This is a genomic window from Leifsonia sp. 22587, from assembly GCF_052044215.1.
GTDB lineage: Bacteria > Actinomycetota > Actinomycetes > Actinomycetales > Microbacteriaceae > Leifsonia > Leifsonia shinshuensis_C.
Genome location: NZ_JBQENB010000004.1, coordinates 140,706 through 160,222, shown reverse-complemented (window position 1 = coordinate 160,222; position 19,517 = coordinate 140,706). Strand labels below are relative to the sequence as shown.

The following is a 19,517-nucleotide window of genomic DNA, read 5'->3' as shown; positions in this document are numbered from 1 at the left end:
TTTTCGTGTACTCGACGGGGGGGCGGATGCGACGAGGAGGGGGTCAGCCGCCGGCGAAGGGAGGGAGGACGTCGACGGGGGTGGCGAGCGTCAGCTCGCGGGAGGGGTCGCGGGAGACGATGCCGCCGACGAGGAACGAGCCGGAGCGGACCACCCGCTCCATCGGCTCCCCGTAACGGGCGACCAGCTCGCGCTGCAGGCCCTCGATCGTCGGCTCGGGCAGGTCGAGGCGCTCCTCGGGGCGCCCGGCGGCCTCCTCGGCGGCCGCGAAGTAGCGGACGTGCACCTCAGCCACCGATCGCCCCCATGCTGCGCACCGGCGGCGCGAACCCGGCCGCGTCCATCCCGTGCCCGGACTGCTTGCCCCACATCGCCGCCCGCCACCAGCGCGCGATCTCAGCGTCGCCGGCCCCGCCGCGGAGCAGGCCGCGCAGGTCCGTCTCGTCGTCGCCGAACAGGCACGAGCGCACGGTGCCCTCCGCCGTGATCCGGGTGCGGTCGCACGCGGCGCAGAACGAGCGCGTGACCGAGGCGATGATGCCGACGGTGGCGGGGACGCCGTCCACCGTCCACCCCTCGACCCGCCACTCCTCGGCGGGCGCGTGCGGGTCGTCCCGGCCGGCCTCGACGAGCACGAACCGCTCGCTCAGCACGGCGAGCAGCTCGTCGGCGGGGACCATGTTCTCGCGCAGCCACGACCGCTCGGCGTCGAGCGGCATCTGCTCGATGAAGCGCAGGCGGCAACCGTTCTCGAGCGCCCAGGCGAGCAGGTCCGGCGCGTCGCTCAGGGTGTCGCGCATCATCACGGCGTTGAGCTTGAGCGGCGTCATCCCCGCCTCGTGGGCGGCGCGGATGCCCGCCATCACCGCGGGAAGCCGGTCCCGGCGGGTGAGCCGGGCAAAGTGCTCGCGGTCGACCGTGTCGAGCGAGACGTTGACGCGGGTGAGCCCGGCGTCCACGAGCGAGTGGATGCGGTGCTCCAGACCGATCCCGTTGGTCGTGATCGACAGGTCGATGCCGGGCGCGGCGGCCGCGGAGAGCCCGATGATCTCGGCCAGGTCGGCCCGCATCAGCGGCTCGCCGCCGGTGAACCGCACCTCCCGCACCCCGAGGTCGCGCACGCCGATCCCGACGAGGCGTGCGATCTCCGGAGCGCTCAGCAGGTCCTCGCGCGGGATCGCGGGGAGGCCCTCCGCCGGCATGCAGTACGTGCAGCGCAGCGAGCACTTCTCGGTCACCGAGACCCGCAGGTCGCGCGCCACCCGGCCGAACCGGTCGATCAGGCCGGGGTGGTCCGGCCGCCCCGAGGTCTCGGGCGGAGCGCCCGCGCCCGAAGCCCGCGGGGCCGTGGCCCGCAGCGGGAGTCCCAGATTGACGGCCGTCATGCTCTTCACCATAGACCGGCCGGGACCGGACCCCATAAGCTTCCCCCATGGGAATCATCTCGTCCGGCTTCCTCGGCCGTCGGAGGACCGACGACCCCCGCCTCCCTCCCGGTCAGTACCTGACCGAGGGCTTCCCGGTGCTGTCCGCCGGGCCGACGCCCCGCATCGCGAAAGACGACTGGGCGTTCACGATCACCACCGAGAAGGGCGACGTGCACCGCTGGAGCTGGGACGAGTTCCTGGCGCTCCCGCAGGAGGACGTCAGCACCGACATCCACTGCGTGACCAGCTGGTCGAAGCTCGGCACCTCGTGGCGCGGCGTGGCCCTCGACACCCTGTTCAAGGATGTCGACACCAGCTTCGAGTACACGATGGCGCACAGCTACGGCGGCTACACGACCAACGTGCCGCTCGCCGACCTGCTGGACGGCAAGGCGTGGGTCGCGCACAGCTTCGACGGCAAAGACCTGGAGCCGGAGCACGGCGGTCCCGCGCGACTCCTCGTGCCGCACCTGTACTTCTGGAAGAGCGCCAAGTGGGTCTCCGGGCTGCAGATGCTGCCGCAGGACCAGCCCGGCTTCTGGGAGCAGAACGGCTACAACATGTACGGCGACCCGTGGAAGGAACAGCGCTACTGGTGAGCAGCGTATGGCGAGTGGCCGACGTGGTCGACACGCGGATGGAGACACCGACGGCCCGCACCATCCGGTTGCGCATCCCGGGATTGCACGGCCACCTGGCCGGTCAGCACGTCGACATCCGGCTGACCGCGCCTGACGGCTACCAGGCGGTCCGTTCCTACTCCATCGCGTCCGGCGGAGGCCGCGGCGCGCTGGATCCGCACGAGCTGCCGGACGACGAACTCGAGCTGACGGTCGAGGAGCTCGCCGACGGCGAGGTGTCGCCGTACCTGGTGCGCGGGCTGCAGAACGGCGACCAGCTGGAGGTGCGCGGACCGGTCGGCGGCTGGTTCGTGTGGCGTCCGGGCGACGACACGCCCGTCCAGCTGATCGCCGGCGGCTCGGGCGTCGTGCCGCTCATGTCGATGGCTCGCGCGCACGCCGCCGCGACCAGCACGACGCCGTTCCGGATGCTGTACTCGCTGCGCGCGCCGTTCTCCGGCTACTACACCGACGAGCTCGGCACGCTCGCCGCCGACGCCGCGGCCCCGTTCCGCGTCGACTACGTGTACACGCGGCAGGCGCCGCCCGGCTCGGACGCGAAGCCCGGCCGCCTCACCGCCGAGGGCCTCATGCAGCGGGTGCTGCCGGCCTCCGACTCCCCCACCTTCTTCATCTGCGGTTCGACGCCGTTCGTCGAGGCGGTCTCCGGCTGGCTGGTCGACGCCGGCCACGACCCGGCACGCATCCGCACCGAGCGCTACGGCGGCATCGGAGGCACGCCATGACAGGCCAGGACTACCTCGACGGCAACGCGGCCGCGGGGATGCTGTCGGAGGTCTTCGCCGCCGACGTCACCACGGCGGTCGGCTGCTGCGTCAACTGCGGCGACGAGTCCGTCGTCGCCCGCGGACGGGTCTACGTGGACGAGCACGGCCTCGTGGTGCGCTGCTCCGTCTGCGGCGACGTGCTCGCCGTCGCCTCGGAGCGCGCCGGCCGCCTCATGCTCGACCTGCGCGGCCTCGCCTGGCTGGAGTTCGCGGTCGAGTAGCCCCGCGATCCTCGGAGATCCGGCGCCGATCGTCGGAGATCGGGCGCCGCTCGTCGGAGATCGGGCGCCGCTCGTCGGAGATCTGGCCATTTCGGCGCGAAATCTCCCTCGGCAGAGCGCTGTGTCGGAGATTTGGAGGGTGTTCTCCGACGATAGGCACTCCCGAGCCCAGCCCTGGCCTCAGGACACGTGCACTGCCGGCCGCCGCTTCACGTCCTTCTCCGCCTCGCGCAGCACCTCGCGCGTCACGGGCGCGACCTCGCCGACCCCGGTGATGAGGTACCGGAACATGTTCGAGATCGGGTTGCCTTCCGTCCACTCGAAGTAGATCGCCGGCACCACGCCCGTGATGTCGCGCATCTCGAGCAGCACCGCCGCGATCGTGTTCGGCACGTTGCCGCTCTTCACCTGCAGCACGCGGTAGCCGTGCTTGACCACGCCGTGCACCACCAGGTCCTCCTCGAAGTCGGAGGAGTCGGAGCGGAGCACTTCGAGGAAGATCGTGCGGGAACGCTGCGGGATGTGGCTGAACTTGCGCTCGTCCTTGTTCTTCTGCGCGTACTCGGTCCCCGTGTCGACGTCGGGCTCGTGCGAGATGATGCGGATCTCGCCCTCCTCCGCGTCCTCGAGGATGAAGTCCAGCGCGGTCACGTCGAAGGTCACCGAGGTCGCGCGCAGCTGGAACGACCGCCCGACGCGCGACACGATCGACACCACCAGGATGCCGAGGATGAACAGCGTCGCGATCCGGAGCCCGTCCGGGCGCTCGATGATGTTGTCGATCGTCGTGTAGACGAAGATCGCCGTGATGACGCCGAACACGACGGTGCGCTTCGGCTGCCGCTTGCGGTACGCCGACAGCGTCACCGCGAGGGATGCGGACGTGATGAGCACCAGGACGCCGGTGGCGTACGCGCCGCCCTGCGCATCCACGCTCGCCTGGAAGATCAGCGTGATGAGGAACGCGATCGCGGTGAAGACGAGCACCAGCGGACGCACGGCCCGCGCCCACTGCGGAGCCATGCCGTACCGCGGCAGGTAGCGCGGCACCAGGTTCAGCAGGCCGGCCATCGCGGAGGCGCCGGCGAACCACAGGATCAGGATGGTGCTGATGTCGTAGACCGTCCCGAACCCGTTGCCGAGGTACTCGTGCGCCAGGTACGCCAGCGCGCGGCCGTTGGCCGGTCCGCCGGGCTGGAAGTCTTTCTGCGGGATGAGCAGCGTCGTGGTGAAGCTCGACGTGATGAGGAAGACGCTCATGATGATCGCGGCCGTGGTGAGCAGCCGGCCGGCGCCGCGGATGCGCCCCTTCGGGTACGCCGGGTCGTCGTCCGGGCGGCCCGTGATCTGCGGCATGACGGCCACGCCGGTCTCGAAGCCGGAGAGGCCCAGGGCGAGCCGTGGGAACACGAGCAGCGCGACGCCCACCACGATCAGCGGGTCGCCGTTCTGGCGGAACAGCGCGCTCCACCAGTCGTCGATCGCGGTCGGGTGCTGGAAGACCTCGACGATGGATGTGCCGACGACGACGACGTTCAGCGCCAGGTAGACCGCGACCAGCACCACCGCGATGCCGATCGCCTCCTTGAAGCCCTTCAGGAACACCGCGCCCAGCAGCACCAGCAGGAAGAGGGTGATCAGGACGTTGTTGCCCTGGAACCAGCTCGGCGCGAACGGGTTCTCGATGGCGTGCGCGGAGGCGTCCGCGGCGGACAGCGTGATGGTGATCATGAAGTCCGTGGCGGCGAAGCCGAGCAGCACCAGCACGAGCAGCTTGCCCGCCCACCAGGGCAGCAGCCGCTCCAGCATGGCGATCGAGCCGGAGCCCTTGAAGCTCTCCCGCGCCACGCGGCGGTACACCGGCAGGGCGCCGAGCAGGGTCAGGGCGACGAGGACCAGCGTGGCGAAGGGCGACACCAGCCCGGCGGCGAGCGCCGCGATCGCGGGCTGGTAGCCGAGGGTCGAGAAGTAGTCCACACCGGTGAGGCACATGACCTGCCACCAGGGGTGCGTGCGGTCGGGGTTGCGGCCGTGGGGTCCCTGCTGGGTGCCGCGCTCGTCCACGAGGCCGGTGAGCAGCCAGTGTCGCACCCAGCCGCCCTTCGCGGACTCGGGCACGGGCCGCGCCTGACCGGGCACGGGGATGGCGCTGCGCGGGGTGACGCGCGGAACCGGCGACGGCGCACCCGGCGCCTGCGCGGCCGGCGCCTGCGCGTCCGGCGCGCCTGACGCGGCCTCCGCACCTGCCGCCTCGGGCGGCGTCCGTCGTCCCGGAGTACCCGGCATCCGCGTCCCTCCGCTCACGTCCCCGTCGCCAGCGTAGCGGTCACCACGCCGAGGCACGGTAGTCCTTGAGGAACACCCCGTGAACGTCTTCGCCCGCCTCGCCGCGGACGATCGGGTCGTAGACCCGGGCGGCTCCGTCGACCAGGTCGAGCGGCGCGTGGAAGCCCTCCTCGGCGAGCCGCACCTTGGTGTGGTGCGGGCGCTCGTCCGTGATCCATCCCGTGTCGACACTGGTCATCAGGATGCCGTCGCTCTCGAACATCTCCCCCGCGCTGGTCCGCGTGAGCATGTTCAGCGCGGCCTTCGACATGTTGGTGTGCGGGTGACCGGGCCCCTTGTAGCGGCGGCCGAAGACGCCCTCCATCGCGGACACGTTGACAACGTACGAGCGTCCGGCCGCCGCGAGCGAGGGCCGCAGCCGGTCGATGAGGATGAACGGCGCCGTCTGGTTGCACAGCTGCACCTCGAGCAGCTCCAGCGCGTCGATCGCACCGATGGTCTGCGTCCAGCTGTTGACGTGCGCGACGTCGGGGACGAGACCGCCGGCGTCGATCGCACTGCCGTCGGCGTGCCGGGCGAGCGACGACGAGCCGGCGCTCATCGCGGCGGTGGCCAGGTCGTCCGCGGTCAGCGCGGCGGGTCCGGCGAGCTCCGCGATGGTGCCGCGCACATCCGCCGCCGAGAGCAGCGGATGCGCCGCGACCGACCGCTCGAGGGCGAGTGGATGCGGGTCAGCGGTGTGACCGAACGTCTCCAACTCGGGCAGCGGGCCGTCCGGCAGGGGCTGGGTCTCCGCGTCCGCGAGCAGCGAGTACGCGCCGGGCGAGCGGCGCACCGTCTGCGCGGCGTTGTTGATGAGGATGTCGAGGGGCCCGCGCTCCGCGACGGAGTCGGCGAGCGCGATCACCTGCGAGGGGTCGCGCAGGTCGATGCCGACGACGCGGAGCCGGTCGATCCACTGCCCGGCATCCGGCAGCTGCGAGAACCGCCGGACGGCGTCGCGCGGGAACCGCGTCGTGATGGTCAGGTGGGCACCGTCGCGCAGCAGGCGCAGGGCGATGTGCATGCCGATCTTGGCGCGGCCGCCGGTCAGCAGGGCGCGCTTGCCGGTGAGGTCGGTGCGCGCGTTGCGCTTGAGGTGGCTGAACGCCGCGCAGGACGGGCACAGCTGGTGATAGAACCAGTCGACCTCGGTGTACTGCTGCTTGCAGATGTAGCAGGCGCGGGCCGTGAGGAGGGTGCCGGCGGTGCGGGAGCCGGTCGAGCTGGAGGTCAGCTCGCGGCCACGGGTCTCGTCGTCGATGCGGTCGGGAGCGCCCGTGGCGGTCGCCGCGATCACCGCACGGTCGGCCTCGGCGACCTGTCGCCGCAGCTCCCGCTTGCGCGCCTGCTTGGACGCCTTGAACATGTGCGCGGTCGCCCGGCGCACGCTCACGTAGTCGGGATGCTCCTGGTCCAGCTCGTGCAGCTGCTGCAGGACGCGGAGGGTGACGGCGAGATCGTCGGGGTCGAGGCCGGAGACGGCCGGGGTTTCGGGAGGCACCGGAGAATTCTACGTGGCACGATGAGCGCATGGATGCGCACCCCTTCTTCGAGACGACCGGCACGGTGTTCGAGTTCGTCGGGGTGGCCGCGATGGCGGTCGGCCTCATCGTGGCCGTCGCGCTGGCGCTCGTCGCCTGGGTGCGTCAGCGGAGCGGGACGGCGGCGTTCCGGACCCTGCGCGAGAGCTTCGGCGGCGTCATCCTGCTGGGCCTCGAGATCCTGGTCGCCGCGGACCTCGTGAAGACCGTCACGTCGACGCCGTCGCTGACCGACGCGTTCGTGCTCGGCATCATCGTGCTGATCCGCACCATCCTGAGCTTCTCGCTGCAGGTGGAGATCGACGGCGTCGCCCCGTGGCGGCGGGCGCTGGTCACCGGACCGCAGACGATCGCGCGGGCGGCGAAGAACGCGACCCGTTCGCCGGACGGGACCGAGACGACCGGTCTCTAGGCCCGGTCGCCGTCGGCGGCACGGCGCGCGGCGCGCTCGGCGTCGCGCTGCTTGACCCGTGCGTTCTCGGCACGGACCGCCGCCTGCGTCGCGCGCTCGTCGACGAGCCACTGCGGCGGCTCCTCCAGCAGCGCCTTGATCTCGGCGGTGGTGAGCGCCTCCGTCACGCCGCCGCGGGCGAGGCCGGAGTTGGAGACGCCGAGCTTGCGCGCGACCACGTCGCGCGGGTGCGGGCCGTCTGCCCGGAGAGCGCGCAGCCACTCCGGCGGGTTCGCGGTCAGCTCGTCCAGTTCGGTGCGGCTGATCTCGCGGTCGCGGAAGTCGTCGGGCGCCGCCGGCAGGTAGATGCCGAGCTTCTTGGCCGCTGTGGCCGCTTTCATGGTCTGCGCCTTCATGTCCCCCAGGCTACCGTTCGCTACCCTCGACTCGTGTCCTCCCGTTTCGCCATCGCCTTCCCGCTGGGTGTCGCCCCGGGCAAGTGGACGCGCACCTTCGAGCAGCGCTTCCCCGACGTGGAGCTGGTGGCGCGGCCGAACACCGACCCGCTGGCGGCCCTCGCGACCGGTGAGGCGGACATGGTCTTCGCGCGCGATGCGGAGCCGGACGACGAGCGGCACCTGATCCCGCTCTACGCGGAGGACGTCGTCGTGGTCCTGCACCACGAACACCTGCTCACGCTCGAGGAGGAGGAGCTGCACCTGGCCGACCTCGCGGACGAGCCGCGGGTCGAGGGCGAGCCGTCGGAGGCGCTGATGCGGAGCGTCGCCGCGGGCGACGGCGTCGCCCTGCTGCCCGCCTCGGTGGCGAAGGCGCTGCGGCGGCGTGACGTCGTCGCGCTCCGGGTCGCGGACGCCCCGCAGAGCCGCATCGGCCTGACCTGGCCGCGCGAGGGGCAACATCCCCTGGTCGACGAGTTCATCGGCATCGTGCGCGGGCGCACCGCGCACAGCTCGCGTAATCCCGAGGTCGCGGCGCGCGAAGCCGCCGACAGCGGCCGCAAGGCGCCCGCGGCCCGCAAGGCGTCCGCCCGTGCGCCGAAGGCGACTTCCACGACGCGCAAGCGCCCGCGCCGCCGCTGACAAGCGGGCGCCCGGGAGCATGATGGGGACATGACCACGAGCGCCGGACGCGAGGCCCAGTCCGAGATCTACCGCGCCGGTGTCGCAGGACGGCGCCCACGCATCCCCGTCGGGTTCGCCCAGCTGGAGCGGGCGGCGCAGCGCCGGATGAGCCGCGCGGCGTTCGCCTACGTCGCCGGGTCCGCCGGGCTGGAGCGCACCGCCGACGCCGACCTCGACGCGTTCCGGCGTCGCCGCATCGTGCCGCGGGTGCTGCAGGACGTGTCGTCGCGCGACCTCTCGGTGGACCTGTTCGGCGTGCGCCGTCCCACTCCCCTGCTCCTCGCTCCGATCGGCGTGCTGGAGCTCGCCCGCCGCGGCGGGGACGCCGCCGCGGCCCGTGCCGCCGCGCGCCTCGGGGTGCCGGCCATGCTGTCCACGCAGGCGTCGCAGCCGATGGAGGAGGTGGCGGCGGCGATGGATGCGGCGGCTCCGGGGGCGTCGCGCTGGTTCCAGCTGTACTGGAGCTCGTCGCGCGAGCTCGTCGCGAGCCTGGTCGAGCGGGCGGAGCGCGCCGGCTGCGAGGCGATCGTCGTCACACTGGACACGCACGTGCTCGGCTGGCGGCCGCGCGACCTGGCGCTCGGCTACCTGCCGTTCAGCCGTGGTCTCGGCATCGCGCAGTACACGAGCGATCCCGTGTTCCAGGGGCTCGTCCGCGAGCGGGCCACGCGGAAGCGGACCAGCGATCGCCCCGGCGGTGGCCCGGCCACCACGCCGACGCCGGCGGCGCTCGCGTCTTTCGCGAGCATCCTGCGCCACCACCCGGGACCGCTGCGCGAGAAGCTGCGTTCGGGCGAGCCGCTCGCCGCGGTGGAGACCTTCCTCGACGTGTTCGCCGACCCGTCCCTGACCTGGGACGATCTCGCCTTCCTGCGCGAGCGCACCCGGCTGCCGATCGTGCTCAAGGGCGTACTCCATCCGGACGACGCCCGGCGCGCGGTCGACGCCGGGGTGGATGCCGTGCAGGTCTCCACGCACGGCGGTCGCCAGATCGACGGGGAGGTCGCGGCGCTGGATGCGCTGCCCGGCGTGGTCGACGCCGTCGCCGGCCGCATCCCCGTGCTCTTCGACAGCGGCATCCGCGGCGGGTCGGATGCGCTGGTCGCCCTCGCCCTCGGCGCGAGGGCCGTGGCGCTCGGGCGCCCGTACGTCTACGCGCTGGCGCTCGCGGGCGAGGAGGGCGTGCGCGAGCTGCTCCGCAACACGATCGCCGAGCTGGACATCACCCTCGGGCTGGCGGGCGTCCGCCGCGTCGCGGACCTCGACCCGTCGGTGCTCGCGCCCTCCGGGACCGGGACGTCCGTGCTCGCCGGCGGCCGCTGAGCGCCGGCCGCTACGAGACGCCCGCTACGAGACGGCCGCTACGAGACGGAGGCTCCGATCAGCGACAGCAGCGCCTGCGCGTAGGCGGTCGCCGCGTCGTCGTGCTCGAACATCCGCTCCTGGTCGCCGAAGAACACGGTCACGCGGTAGCCGTCCGGGGTGCGGGCCAGGTGCCGGAAGCTTCCGCCGAGCAGCTCGCGCAGCTGATCCTCCCGCGGGATCCACAGCGCGTCCTCGACGGCGAGCGAGTCCAGCGCCCACTCCGTGGTGCCGTTGAAGCCGAGGATCGTGCCGGTGTCGAAGTGGTGCGGTTCGATGGTCATCTCGCTGACCGTGAACCGTTCCCCCTCCATGCCCGGGCGGTCGATGGCGAAGGTGTCCCCCGACGCCGGCTGCCAGCGCAGCCCCGCGGCCCGCAGCTGGCGGGCGATGTCCTCTGCGATCATGGATGCTCCTCTCGTCGGCCGGGTGCGCCGGCCGGGCCTCAGTCGGTGACGACGACGACCTTGCCGCGCACGTGGCCGCCCTCCAGGCGCCCGAACGCTTCGACCGTCCGCTCGATCGGGTAGATGGAGTCGATGGGCAGCACGAGCTCGTTCTCGGCCAGCAGGTCGGCGAGTTCGGCCAGCTCGTCGTTGCCGGCGGAGTGCCCTCCGACGTTCTTCGCGCCGCGCGCGGCGGGCCCGAAGACGGCGATCGAGTTCACCCGCTCGATCGGCACGCCCAACTCCAGCGCGGCGTCGATGGTGTCCGGTCCGTGGTTGTCGAGCACGGCCGTGACCCGGTCGTCGTCCAGCACGTCGCGCACGCGGTCGGCGAGCCCCTCGCCGTAGGCGACCGGGATGACGCCGAGGGACTCCAGGAACTCGTGGTTCTCCTCGCTCGCCGTCCCGATGACGGTCGCGCCCGCTCGCACGGCGAGCTGCGCGGCCAGCACGCCGACGCCGCCCGCGGCGGCGCTGACCAGCACCGTGTCGCGTTCGTGCAGGTCGAGGGAGCGGACGCTCGCCATGGCCGTGCGTCCCGCGACGCCGAGCGACCCGGCGACCTCGAACGTGAGCGCGTCCGGCTTCAAGATCACCTGACCGTCCTCCGCCACCACGACGAAGTCGGCGATCGCGGCGAACGGCGCGGTGCCCAGCACCGCCTGGCCCAGCTCGAACCGGGTGACGCCCTCGCCGAGTTCCTCGACGAAGCCGGAGAAGTCCGAGCCGATCCCGCTCGGCAGCGTGACGCCGCTCCGGGCGGCCGCCCGCTCGTCGCGATACGCCTTGTAGTCCGACGGGTTCAGCCCGGCCGCCATCACGCGCACCAGGATCTGACCGGGGCCTGGCCACGGCCTCTCCCGCTCGACCACGTGCAGGTAGTCGCGGGAACCGAACTCCTCGAACTGGACGAAACGCGGCACGGACGGGCTCCTTCCCTCTGGTAGGAGGGAGCCTAGCCCCGACCGCCGCCGAAAAGGCACGGAGTGCACCGGACGCTCAGCCGACCGGAAGCAGCGGCGGGCCGACCGGAAGCAGCGCTCAGCCGAAGAGCAGCGCCGCCTCCTCGTAACGCGCGTCCGGAACGGTCTTGAGCCCGCCGGTCGCGTCGGCGATCGAGACGTTGACGACGTCCGTGCCGCGCAGCGACACCATCGAGCCCCAGCGGCCCTCGTACACCGCATCCACCGCCGCCATGCCGAGGCGGGTCGCGAGCACGCGGTCGTAGGCGCTGGGGACGCCGCCGCGCTGCATGTGGCCGAGGACGGTCGCGCGCGACTCGATGCCGGTGCGCTCCTCGATCATCGGGGCGAGCATCTCGCCGATCCCGCCGAGGCGGGGACGGTTGAACGCGTCGAGTCCCTTGTGGGAGTGCGCCTCCTCCATCGTGTCCAGGTGGAAGCCCTCGGACACGACGATGACCGGGGCGCGCCCGCGGTCGCGGACCGACTCCACCCACTCGCAGATCTGCTCGATCGACTGCGGCTGCTCCGGGATGAGGATGGCGTGCGCGCCGCCCGCCATGCCCGAGTGCAGGGCGATCCAGCCGACGTGGCGGCCCATGACCTCCACGACCATGCAGCGCTGGTGCGACTCGGCGGTCGTGCGGAGGCGGTCGATCGCCTCCGTGGCGATCTCCACGGCGGTGTCGAAGCCGAACGAGTAGTCGGTCGCCGCCAGGTCGTTGTCGATGGTCTTCGGGACGCCGACGATCTTGAGGCCGGCGTCGGTGAGACGGCGCGCAGCGGTCAGCGTGCCCTCGCCGCCGATGGCGATGATGGCGTCGATGCCGTTCTCATCCATCATCCGCTGGATGTTCTCCGGGCCGCCCTTCTCGCCCTCGAACGGGTTGGTGCGACTGGAACCGAGGATGGTGCCGCCCTGGCGGGACAGCCCGCGGACGCTGTGGCGGTCGAGCGGCATGATGTCACCCTCGACCACTCCGCGCCAGCCGTAGCGGAAACCGGCGAACTCGGAGTGGTGGACGCGATCGCCCTTCAGGACCGCGCCCCGGATGACCGCGTTCAGTCCCGGGCAGTCGCCGCCGCTGGTGAGGATGCCGATCTTCATGCTGCTCCGTTTCTCGTGCGTGCTTGAATCATGCCCGCCCCGACCGGGCTGCACAAAATCGCACTGGACGAGAAGCCGCGTGCAGTGGTAGGCGGATCAGAGCCCGAGCGCCCGCTGCAGCTTCGACGAGCTGGCGGACGGACGCGCTCCGGCGGCGAGCAGCCGCTCCTCGATCTCGTCGAGCAGGGCCGTGCGGCGCTCGCGCGTGTCCGGCGCCCCGGCGAGGAGCTCCACCTCCCACTCGCGCCACTCCTGCGTGCCGCCCGAGCGCAGGTTCTCGCTGCGCACGTGGTCGTCGGTCAGTTCGGCGAGCTCGAAACCGGCCGCATCCTGCAGCAGCACGCTGTCGCGCTGGTTGGTGACCCGGGCGATCGGCTGGAGGGGCCGGTCGCCGATCAGGTCGCGCAGCTGCTCCCGCAGTTCGGCGGGCGGCTCGTCGCCGTCGGTCAGCGGCCAGTGGAGTTCGGTGCGGCCCTCGTCCGCCGGCAGCTTGACGTGCCACCCGGCGTCGTGGCCGCCGCGGCGCACGCGCACGGCTGTGCGGTGCTGGGCCAGGGTCAGGTCGGCCGTGTCGAAGTATGTGGCGACCAGGTCGTGCCGCTCGGGCTCGCCCTGGACGGCGACCGCGCCCACGCCGACGAGCTGGGGGTGCTGCGCCTCAGCGTCGACGTCGTACTTCCGCTCGATCTCGACCTGGGAGTGATGGGGCATATCCCCTGTCTAGCCCAGAATTCCCCTGTCGCGAAATTACAAGATGGGCGGCCTGCGCCCGGTCTACGGTGAACGCATGACAGCTGAGACCATCATCGCCCGCTTCGACGTGACCGGATGGGAGCCCGCGGACCTCCCGGGACTGGGACTCGGCGGCGACCCGGGCGACTGGCTCGGAGCCGTCGTCATGCGCAAGACCTACACCGAGGGACTCGTCGGCGAGTCGGTGGCGCACTTCATCTCGTCGGGCACCGAGGAGGGCGGCCGCGGCTACCTCGCCGCGGAGCGGATCAGCGGACGCCTCGACGACGGGAGGACCGGCTCGGTGACCGTCCACCACGGCGCGCTGCAGCATCCCTCGGACGCGTCGGCGTTCGGCTACATCGTGCCGGGGACGGGCACCGGGGACTTCGCGGAGTTCAGCGGGCGCGCCCGCATCGAGCACGACGAGCGCGGTCCGTTCTTCGTGTTCGAGGTCGACGGAGACCGGTCTTCCTGACCGGCTCCACCGGCGGTACCCTCAGGGCATGAGCGACCCCAGAGGTGACGAGGACCTCGACGACTTCCGCGAGGCGCAGGAGACCGACTACGAGCCGGAGCCGGTGGTGCACGACCCGGAGGACCTGCCCGTGGTCGACGACGAGGACGACGAGCTGCTTCCGGACGACGACCGGCCGGTTCCGCTCGACCCGGACGACGCCGAGATCGCCTGAGCGCCGACGCCGACGGCGACCGCCGGCGGTGACCGCGACGGGCGGCCTCAGCCCAGCGCGTCCTCCAGCAGGGTGATCAGCGCATCCAGCTGCACCGAGTCCGCCGAGCCGAGTTCGACGTCGCTGCCGTCGAGGGCCCGCGCCGCGAGTCCCTGCTTGGCGTCGATCAGCTCGGCGATCTTCGCGTCGATGGTCTGCGCGGCGATGATCCGCCACGCGGTGACCGGCTCCTCCTGACCGATGCGGTGCACCCGGTCGATCGCCTGGGTCTGCTCGGCCGCCGTCCACGACAGCTCTGCGAGCACGACGTTGGATGCGGCCTGCAGGTTGAGTCCGACGCCCGCCGCGGTCAGCGAGCACACCGCGACCGCCACGTCGGGATCGTTGTTGAAGGCGTCGATCTCCTTCTGGCGGGCGAGGGCGGACTGGTCGCCGCGGATCGAGATGGTCTTCAGATCCCGGGCTGCGAACGCCTCCTCAGCAGCATCCATCACGTCGATGTGCTTCGCGAAGAACACGACCTTGCCGACCGAGCGCGCCAGCTGCGCGGTGTAGTCGGACGCGAGCCCGGCCTTGGCCTGACCGATCTTGCGGACCATCGTGAACACGTTGTCGCCGGTCTTCGACGACTTCGCCTCCTCGAGCTCCGACTGGGCGACCAGGCGGATGAGGTGGCGGCGGTGCGCCTCGTCGTCCCCGTCGAAGGAGTCGGGACGACCGGCCGCTGCGGCCCGGTGGTAGCGGGCGACGAGGCGGGCGGCGAGCTCCTTCTCGGCCTGACGGACGGAGCGGCCTAGCTCGTCGTCGAGTTCGACCGGCAGGTCGACGACACGGCGGCTGGGCAGGTCTGCGGCGACGTCGATCTTGCGGCGGCGCACGATGCCCATGTCGATGACCGCCTCGCGGGCGGCCGCGTAGAAGCCGAAGTCGGCCGGGGTGAGCCCCGTCTCCTCCAGGTGCTCCATCAGTTGCGCGGTCGGCTTGTTGCCGTCGATCCAGCCGAGGAACTGCCAGATCGCCTTGAAGTCGTCGATGTCGTTGATCAGCGGCGTACCGGTGAGCGCGATCATCAGCGGGTCGGGCGTGGCCTGACGGATGGCGTCCGCCAGTCCGAGCACGAGCCGCGACCGCTGCGAGTGCAGGTTCTTGATGAAGTGCGCCTCGTCGACGACCATCCCCTTGAAGCCGAGCGTGCTCAGCCACGAGAGGTGCCGGTCCAGCACCTCGTAGTTGACGATCACGACGTCGGCGAAGGCGTCGAGGCCCTCCCCGTCGCCGTGGATGACGGTCGCCCGGCGCATCGGCGTCCACCGCTCGACCTCGCGCGCCCAGTTCATCTTGACGACGTTGGGGACGACGGCCAGCAGCGGATACGCGCCGGCGACGGAGGCGGCGAGCACCGACTGCGCGGTCTTGCCGAGGCCTGGCTCGTCGGCGAGCAGGAAGCTGCGGTGCCCCAGCCGGACGCTCTCGATGAAGCGCGACTGGTGGTGCATCAGCTCCAGGTCGTGCGGCGAGTAGCGGTCGATCAGCGGTGCGGGAGGGAGGTCCATGCTGGCCGCCTGGCCGCCCGCGCCGTACTCGAACGACTTGAACAGCGGACCGAGCAGCTCCCACGAGTCGAGTCGGCGCCGCGGAGTGGGGGCCGACGGCGTCAGCCGCGAGAGGTCGGGGGCGAGGAACGGGTTGGAGAGCTGCCGCGCCTTCACCGACGGAGGCACGACCTGCTTCTCGGCGAGCTCCGGCGGGATGACGCTGTCCTGCTTGGCGACGGGACGCTCGATCGTGATGATGAGGTCGTCCGGCGACAGCTCCGTGCCCGACTCGAGCAGCCAGTCCCGGCGCATCTTCTGGGCGGTGGCGCTCGACGGCGACTCGCTCTCGAGCAGCGAGATGAGCGACGTGTCGCGCGCGGCCGTCTTGGCCAGGATGGTCGCGATGCCGTCGAGGCGCTTCAGCTGCTCGGCGCGGGCGGCGTCGCTCAGGTCGGGGTCGGACTTCGCCCGCGCGCGCTCCTCGCGCATGAGGAAGGCGATGACCTGGAACTTGGTGCGGTTCGTCGGGCCGAGCTTCTTGCCGTCGGCGGCCTTCGCCTCCACCTCGCGCACCTTGCGCGCGAGCACGGGGATGAGCCCGTCGTTGTTGGCGTGCCGGTTCTTCCGCTGCTGCGGCCTGGTCGGGCTGGTGCGCTGACCGGAACGAGACATGGTCCTCCAGAGGAGGCGTCGCGCGCTGTCGGAGGACGCGACGCCGTGTGGTCGTGAGGCCGGCGGGGGCGGGAGGACCGGTACCGAGTGGACCGGGCTCACGCGGGTGACGCCGGGAGCGCGGCACGAGATGGCCGCGCAGCACCCATTCTACCGGGTGCGGAGCCGTTCAGCGACGAGTGTCGGCGGGGATCTTGATCGTGACCGCCGCGGCGACGAACAGCACGACGCCGGCGAAGGACAGACCCTGCACCACCGCGTCGCTCAGCGGCAGCGGCCAGACCGGGTTCCAGACGACGGCGACGGGGATGAGGCCGGCCAGCCACCACCACTGCTTGGCCTGCCCGGCGAACACGCACAGGATGAGCGCGAGGATGCTGACCGCGTACCGCACGTAGAGGTACCACTCGCCGCCGACCAGTGCGAGACCGGCCAGCAGCACGATCGCCCCGAGGAGCCCGGGCGCCAGCGCGGCACGGTTGAAGGCGGGCTGCTGCGGCGTGTGTGGTCTCGACACGAAGGACCACTCTACGTGGTGCGCCCGCTCCTCACGCTTCGTCGGCCGACGCCGGGAGCCGTCGAAATCAGTGCTTGCCAGGCCCACGCTCGGCGGGTTTGACTGTGCGCGTCGAAACGCGTCGAGTGCGGAGCCGATCCATCCGCCCCTCGGCGCGGCGCACCCCTGGGGAGGGTCGATGACGAGAACGGACCACGCACCGCAGCAGGCGGCCGCGCCCGCGGTCAAGCTCACGATGCTCACGATGACCGGGATGGTCGTCGGGTCGATGGTGGGAGCCGGGGTGTTCTCGCTCCCCCGCCGGTTCGCGCAGGAGACGGGCGTCGCCGGGTCGCTGATCGCCTGGTCGATCGCCGGCGTCGGGATGCTCATGCTGGCGTTCGTCTTCCAGATGCTGGCGAACCGGAAACCGGAGCTCGACGCCGGCGTCTACGCCTACGCGAAGGCCGGTTTCGGGCAGTTCCTGGGCTTCTTCTCGGCGATCGGGTACTGGGCCAGCGCCGGGATGGGGCTGGTGTTCTACTGGGTCTTCATCATGTCGACCATCGGCGCGGTGGTTCCGGCGCTGGGCGACGGCGACAGTCTCCTCGCCATCGGGATCTCATCGCTCGGGCTGTGGGGTTTCTTCTTCCTGATCCGCCGCGGCATCAAAGAGGCCGCGGTCATCAACCGCATCGTGACGGTGGCCAAGCTCGTCCCGATCGTGGTCTTCATCCTGCTCTGCCTGTTCGTGCTCAAGCCGCAGGTGTTCGCCGAGAACTGGGCGGGCGCCGACTACGCGGGCTCCCTGTTCGATCAGGTGACCGGCACGATGCTGGTGACCGTGTTCGTCTTCCTCGGCGTCGAGGGGGCGAGCGTGTACTCCCGTCACGCGAAGCGCCGCGCCGACGTCGGCAGGGCCACCATCCTCGGCTTCGTCAGTGTCTTCGCGATCTTCGCGTCGGTCACCATCGTGTCGTACGGAATCCTGCCCATGGGCGAGATCGCACAGCTGCGGCAGCCCTCGATGGCCGGCGTCCTCGCCGCCGCCGTCGGGCCGTGGGGCGCCTGGTTCGTGAGCGTCGGGCTGGTGGTCTCCGTGCTCGGCGCCTACCTCGCCTGGTCGCTCATGGCGGCGGAGGTGCTGTTCGTCGCCGCAAAAGACGACGACATGCCGCGCTTCCTGGCGCGCTCCAACAGCGCCGACGTCCCCGTGCCCGCTCTGCTGATGACGGCGATCTTCGTGCAGGTCATCCTGGTGATCACCTACTTCTCCCACGATGCGTTCAACCTGGCGCTCGACCTGACCAGCGCTCTGACGCTCATCCCGTTCTTCCTGGTGGCGTGCTACGCCATGAAGCTCGTCATCACGAAGGAGTCGTACGAGGACGCGCCGCGCGGCCGCGGCCGGGAGACCGCCATCGCGATCCTGGCGACGATCTACACGGCCTACCTGATCTTCGCCGCAGGCGTCACCTTCGTGCTGCTCTCGTTCATCATCTACGCGCCCGCGACGATCCTGTTCGTCATGGCCCGTCGCGAGCAGGGGCGGCGCGTCTTCTCCGGCCGTGAGCTGGTCATCCTCGCGGTCGCCCTGATCGGGGCGGTCACCGGGATCGTGGCGCTGGTGGCCGGCTGGATCACCCTCTGACCGTCTCACCAAGGAGGAACCATGACGGATACGTCCACGACGCCGCGCTACGGCGTCCACTCGGAAGTCGGGCAGCTGCGGAAGGTGCTCGTCTGCTCGCCCGGTCTCGCCCATCGCCGGCTGACCCCGAGCAACGCCGACGATCTCCTGTTCGACGACGTGATGTGGGTGGACCAGGCGATCGAAGACCATGCCGCGTTCGTCGCCGACCTCCGGGCGAACGACGTCGAGGTCGTGGAGTTGCACGGCCTCCTCGCCGAGACGATGGCCGATCCCGAGGCGAAGTCGTGGCTGCTCGACCGCAAGATCGTCGCGGGCGAGGTCGGCCTCGGCCTGATCGAGGGCACCCGCGCGTACCTCGACGCCCTGCCGCCGGCCGAACTCGCCGGGTACCTCGTCGGCGGCCTCGCCACGTCGGACCTGCCCGAGGACCACCGCACCGGCTATGTAGCGCTCGCGCGCGAATCCACCGGCGTCCGCGAGTACCTCATGCCTCCCCTGCCGAACACCCTCTACACCCGGGACACGACGTGCTGGATCTACGGCGGCGTCACCCTCAACCCGCTGTACTGGCCGGCGCGCCACGACGAGACCCTCCTCATGAAGGCCGTCTACCGCTTCCACCCCGACTTCCGCGACGCCACCGTCTGGTGGGGCGACCCGGAGACCGACTGGGCGCAGGCGACCCTGGAGGGCGGCGACGTCATGCCGGTCGGGAACGGCGTGGTGCTCATCGGGATGAGCGAGCGGACCTCACGGCACGCGATCACGCAGGCAGCGGCCGCCCTGTTCGCCCAGGGCGCCGCGACGCAGGTCATCGTGGCCGGCATGCCCAAGCTCCGTGCGGCGATGCACCTGGACACGGTTTTCACCTTCGCCGATCGCGACATCGTCACGCTCTATCCGGCGATCATGGATGCCGTCCACACCTTCACACTCGTGCCCGAGGACGCGGCGCCCGGACTCAGCGTCATCGACCACGGGAGCCGCGCCTTCGTCGACGTGGTCGCGGAGGCGCTCGGACTGCCTCGGCTCCACGTCGTCGAGACGGCCGGCGACAACTACGAGTCCGAACGCCAGCAGTGGGACAGCGGCAACAACGCGGTCGCCCTGCGCCCCGGTGTGGTCTACGCCTACGACAGGAACACCGCGACGAACGCCCTTCTCCGCAAGGCGGGCGTCGAGGTCATCCCGATCGCGGGAGCCGAGCTCGGCCGCGGGCGCGGCGGCGGGCACTGCATGACCTGCCCGATCATCCGCGACCCTGTCGAGTTTTGAACGGCCGGGGCGGCTCCTCGCGGGACCACGCCGGACGTGGTGCGCCCGCCCGGTGACGGAGACCTCACTCTCCGGCCGGACGGGCGACGTGGTGGTGCAGGGTGCTGTGTGGGTGGTGGGGAGGC

21 protein-coding genes are annotated in these 19,517 nt (G+C 71.4%); 10 read left to right on the top strand and 11 right to left on the bottom strand.

The features are described 5' to 3' along the window. Nucleotides 1-43 precede the first annotated feature (43 nt). Nucleotides 44-295 carry a MoaD/ThiS family protein gene (locus ACTJI1_RS16550; RefSeq protein ID WP_310128397.1) on the bottom strand — a complete coding sequence of 84 codons (252 nt, stop codon included), beginning with the start codon at nucleotides 293-295 and terminating at the stop codon, nucleotides 44-46. Further along, the gene (moaA, locus tag ACTJI1_RS16545; RefSeq protein WP_440743504.1) at nucleotides 288-1,385 is read right to left on the bottom strand and encodes a GTP 3',8-cyclase MoaA; all 1,098 of its coding nucleotides are present in this window, start codon (nucleotides 1,383-1,385) and stop codon (nucleotides 288-290) included. The genes ACTJI1_RS16550 and moaA overlap by 8 nt, the downstream gene beginning before the upstream one ends. 47 nt (nucleotides 1,386-1,432) lie before the next feature. Here moaA and ACTJI1_RS16540 point away from each other — a divergent pair, with 47 nt between their 5' ends. Genes ACTJI1_RS16540 through ACTJI1_RS16530 form a run of 3 tightly spaced genes read left to right on the top strand, consistent with a single transcriptional unit; the run spans nucleotide 1,433 to nucleotide 3,056 of the window. Continuing rightward, nucleotides 1,433-2,026 carry a sulfite oxidase-like oxidoreductase gene (locus ACTJI1_RS16540; protein ID WP_440743503.1) on the top strand — a complete coding sequence of 198 codons (594 nt, stop codon included), beginning with the start codon at nucleotides 1,433-1,435 and terminating at the stop codon, nucleotides 2,024-2,026. A 14-nt stretch (nucleotides 2,027-2,040) separates the two neighbouring features. Next, on the top strand, nucleotides 2,041-2,793 hold the full coding sequence (locus ACTJI1_RS16535) for a ferredoxin reductase (RefSeq protein ID WP_440743502.1): 753 nt from the start codon (nucleotides 2,041-2,043) through the stop codon (nucleotides 2,791-2,793). Continuing rightward, nucleotides 2,790-3,056, top strand: a complete 267-nt coding sequence (locus ACTJI1_RS16530) for a DUF6510 family protein (protein WP_310128391.1) — start codon at nucleotides 2,790-2,792, stop codon at nucleotides 3,054-3,056. The genes ACTJI1_RS16535 and ACTJI1_RS16530 overlap by 4 nt, the downstream gene beginning before the upstream one ends. Before the next feature lie 180 nt (nucleotides 3,057-3,236). Here the strand turns inward: ACTJI1_RS16530 and ACTJI1_RS16525 are convergent, their stop codons facing one another. Both ACTJI1_RS16525 and ACTJI1_RS16520 read right to left on the bottom strand, forming a co-directional pair. Beyond that, nucleotides 3,237-5,342, bottom strand: a complete 2,106-nt coding sequence (locus tag ACTJI1_RS16525; RefSeq protein ID WP_440743501.1) for an amino acid transporter — start codon at nucleotides 5,340-5,342, stop codon at nucleotides 3,237-3,239. 40 nt (nucleotides 5,343-5,382) lie between these two features. Next, nucleotides 5,383-6,885 carry an SDR family NAD(P)-dependent oxidoreductase gene (locus ACTJI1_RS16520; protein ID WP_310128389.1) on the bottom strand — a complete coding sequence of 501 codons (1,503 nt, stop codon included), beginning with the start codon at nucleotides 6,883-6,885 and terminating at the stop codon, nucleotides 5,383-5,385. A gap of 29 nt (nucleotides 6,886-6,914) precedes the next feature. Between ACTJI1_RS16520 and ACTJI1_RS16515 the strand changes: the two genes are divergently transcribed. Continuing rightward, nucleotides 6,915-7,337, top strand: coding sequence for a DUF1622 domain-containing protein (locus ACTJI1_RS16515; RefSeq protein ID WP_310128387.1), 423 nt, complete (start codon nucleotides 6,915-6,917; stop codon nucleotides 7,335-7,337). Here ACTJI1_RS16515 and ACTJI1_RS16510 read toward each other — a convergent pair. After that, nucleotides 7,334-7,732 (bottom strand): DUF5997 family protein, encoded by a 399-nt coding sequence (locus ACTJI1_RS16510; RefSeq protein ID WP_440743500.1) that lies wholly within the window; start codon nucleotides 7,730-7,732, stop codon nucleotides 7,334-7,336. The genes ACTJI1_RS16515 and ACTJI1_RS16510 overlap by 4 nt on opposite strands. A 33-nt stretch (nucleotides 7,733-7,765) precedes the next feature. On the opposite strand from ACTJI1_RS16510, the gene ACTJI1_RS16505 reads away from it, so the two are divergent. Both ACTJI1_RS16505 and ACTJI1_RS16500 read left to right on the top strand, forming a co-directional pair. Next, a complete protein-coding gene (locus ACTJI1_RS16505) occupies nucleotides 7,766-8,416 on the top strand; it encodes a LysR family transcriptional regulator substrate-binding protein (protein ID WP_440743499.1) in 651 nt (216 codons plus the stop codon). A gap of 30 nt (nucleotides 8,417-8,446) precedes the next feature. After that, nucleotides 8,447-9,781 (top strand): alpha-hydroxy-acid oxidizing protein, encoded by a 1,335-nt coding sequence (locus ACTJI1_RS16500; RefSeq protein WP_440743498.1) that lies wholly within the window; start codon nucleotides 8,447-8,449, stop codon nucleotides 9,779-9,781. 38 nt (nucleotides 9,782-9,819) lie between these two features. Here the strand turns inward: ACTJI1_RS16500 and ACTJI1_RS16495 are convergent, their stop codons facing one another. The 4 genes from ACTJI1_RS16495 to ACTJI1_RS16480 form a co-directional block, all read right to left on the bottom strand. Next, nucleotides 9,820-10,227 carry a hypothetical protein gene (locus tag ACTJI1_RS16495; RefSeq protein WP_310128380.1) on the bottom strand — a complete coding sequence of 136 codons (408 nt, stop codon included), beginning with the start codon at nucleotides 10,225-10,227 and terminating at the stop codon, nucleotides 9,820-9,822. Between the two features lie 38 nt (nucleotides 10,228-10,265). Next, nucleotides 10,266-11,189, bottom strand: a complete 924-nt coding sequence (locus ACTJI1_RS16490) for an NADP-dependent oxidoreductase (RefSeq protein ID WP_440743497.1) — start codon at nucleotides 11,187-11,189, stop codon at nucleotides 10,266-10,268. Nucleotides 11,190-11,307: 118 nt separating this feature from the next. After that, nucleotides 11,308-12,336, bottom strand: coding sequence for a 6-phosphofructokinase (locus ACTJI1_RS16485; RefSeq protein ID WP_310128375.1), 1,029 nt, complete (start codon nucleotides 12,334-12,336; stop codon nucleotides 11,308-11,310). 96 nt (nucleotides 12,337-12,432) lie between these two features. After that, the gene (locus tag ACTJI1_RS16480) at nucleotides 12,433-13,047 is read right to left on the bottom strand and encodes a CYTH domain-containing protein (protein WP_440743496.1); all 615 of its coding nucleotides are present in this window, start codon (nucleotides 13,045-13,047) and stop codon (nucleotides 12,433-12,435) included. A gap of 76 nt (nucleotides 13,048-13,123) precedes the next feature. Between ACTJI1_RS16480 and ACTJI1_RS16475 the strand changes: the two genes are divergently transcribed. Both ACTJI1_RS16475 and ACTJI1_RS16470 read left to right on the top strand, forming a co-directional pair. Continuing rightward, nucleotides 13,124-13,546, top strand: coding sequence for a DUF3224 domain-containing protein (locus tag ACTJI1_RS16475; RefSeq protein WP_440743495.1), 423 nt, complete (start codon nucleotides 13,124-13,126; stop codon nucleotides 13,544-13,546). A gap of 28 nt (nucleotides 13,547-13,574) precedes the next feature. Continuing rightward, nucleotides 13,575-13,760 (top strand): hypothetical protein, encoded by a 186-nt coding sequence (locus ACTJI1_RS16470; RefSeq protein ID WP_310128370.1) that lies wholly within the window; start codon nucleotides 13,575-13,577, stop codon nucleotides 13,758-13,760. 47 nt (nucleotides 13,761-13,807) lie between these two features. On the opposite strand, the gene ACTJI1_RS16465 is transcribed toward ACTJI1_RS16470, so the two are convergent. Further along, complete coding sequence (locus ACTJI1_RS16465) at nucleotides 13,808-15,967, bottom strand: DEAD/DEAH box helicase (protein ID WP_440743494.1); 2,160 nt, start codon at nucleotides 15,965-15,967, stop codon at nucleotides 13,808-13,810. A gap of 169 nt (nucleotides 15,968-16,136) precedes the next feature. Continuing rightward, on the bottom strand, nucleotides 16,137-16,484 hold the full coding sequence (locus ACTJI1_RS16460) for a DUF6804 family protein (RefSeq protein WP_310128367.1): 348 nt from the start codon (nucleotides 16,482-16,484) through the stop codon (nucleotides 16,137-16,139). 178 nt (nucleotides 16,485-16,662) lie between these two features. Here ACTJI1_RS16460 and ACTJI1_RS16455 point away from each other — a divergent pair, with 178 nt between their 5' ends. Together ACTJI1_RS16455 and ACTJI1_RS16450 are read left to right on the top strand one after the other, a co-directional pair. Beyond that, nucleotides 16,663-18,114, top strand: coding sequence for a basic amino acid/polyamine antiporter (locus ACTJI1_RS16455; protein ID WP_440743493.1), 1,452 nt, complete (start codon nucleotides 16,663-16,665; stop codon nucleotides 18,112-18,114). A 21-nt stretch (nucleotides 18,115-18,135) separates the two neighbouring features. Continuing rightward, nucleotides 18,136-19,392: an arginine deiminase gene (locus tag ACTJI1_RS16450; protein WP_440743492.1), complete on the top strand. Its 1,257-nt coding sequence runs from the start codon at nucleotides 18,136-18,138 to the stop codon at nucleotides 19,390-19,392. The last annotated feature ends 125 nt before the right edge of the window (nucleotides 19,393-19,517 follow it).

Coding starts and splice junctions, on each gene's coding strand:
- moaA (WP_440743504.1), bottom strand. CDS start 1,385: ATGACGGCCGTCAATCTGGGACTCCCGCTGCGGGCCACGGCCCCGCGG.
- ACTJI1_RS16540 (WP_440743503.1), top strand. CDS start 1,433: ATGGGAATCATCTCGTCCGGCTTCCTCGGCCGTCGGAGGACCGACGAC.
- ACTJI1_RS16530 (WP_310128391.1), top strand. CDS start 2,790: ATGACAGGCCAGGACTACCTCGACGGCAACGCGGCCGCGGGGATGCTG.
- ACTJI1_RS16525 (WP_440743501.1), bottom strand. CDS start 5,342: ATGCCGGGTACTCCGGGACGACGGACGCCGCCCGAGGCGGCAGGTGCG.
- ACTJI1_RS16515 (WP_310128387.1), top strand. CDS start 6,915: ATGGATGCGCACCCCTTCTTCGAGACGACCGGCACGGTGTTCGAGTTC.
- ACTJI1_RS16510 (WP_440743500.1), bottom strand. CDS start 7,732: ATGAAGGCGCAGACCATGAAAGCGGCCACAGCGGCCAAGAAGCTCGGC.
- ACTJI1_RS16500 (WP_440743498.1), top strand. CDS start 8,447: ATGACCACGAGCGCCGGACGCGAGGCCCAGTCCGAGATCTACCGCGCC.
- ACTJI1_RS16495 (WP_310128380.1), bottom strand. CDS start 10,227: ATGATCGCAGAGGACATCGCCCGCCAGCTGCGGGCCGCGGGGCTGCGC.
- ACTJI1_RS16485 (WP_310128375.1), bottom strand. CDS start 12,336: ATGAAGATCGGCATCCTCACCAGCGGCGGCGACTGCCCGGGACTGAAC.
- ACTJI1_RS16480 (WP_440743496.1), bottom strand. CDS start 13,047: ATGCCCCATCACTCCCAGGTCGAGATCGAGCGGAAGTACGACGTCGAC.
- ACTJI1_RS16475 (WP_440743495.1), top strand. CDS start 13,124: ATGACAGCTGAGACCATCATCGCCCGCTTCGACGTGACCGGATGGGAG.
- ACTJI1_RS16470 (WP_310128370.1), top strand. CDS start 13,575: ATGAGCGACCCCAGAGGTGACGAGGACCTCGACGACTTCCGCGAGGCG.
- ACTJI1_RS16465 (WP_440743494.1), bottom strand. CDS start 15,967: ATGTCTCGTTCCGGTCAGCGCACCAGCCCGACCAGGCCGCAGCAGCGG.
- ACTJI1_RS16455 (WP_440743493.1), top strand. CDS start 16,663: ATGACGAGAACGGACCACGCACCGCAGCAGGCGGCCGCGCCCGCGGTC.
- ACTJI1_RS16450 (WP_440743492.1), top strand. CDS start 18,136: ATGACGGATACGTCCACGACGCCGCGCTACGGCGTCCACTCGGAAGTC.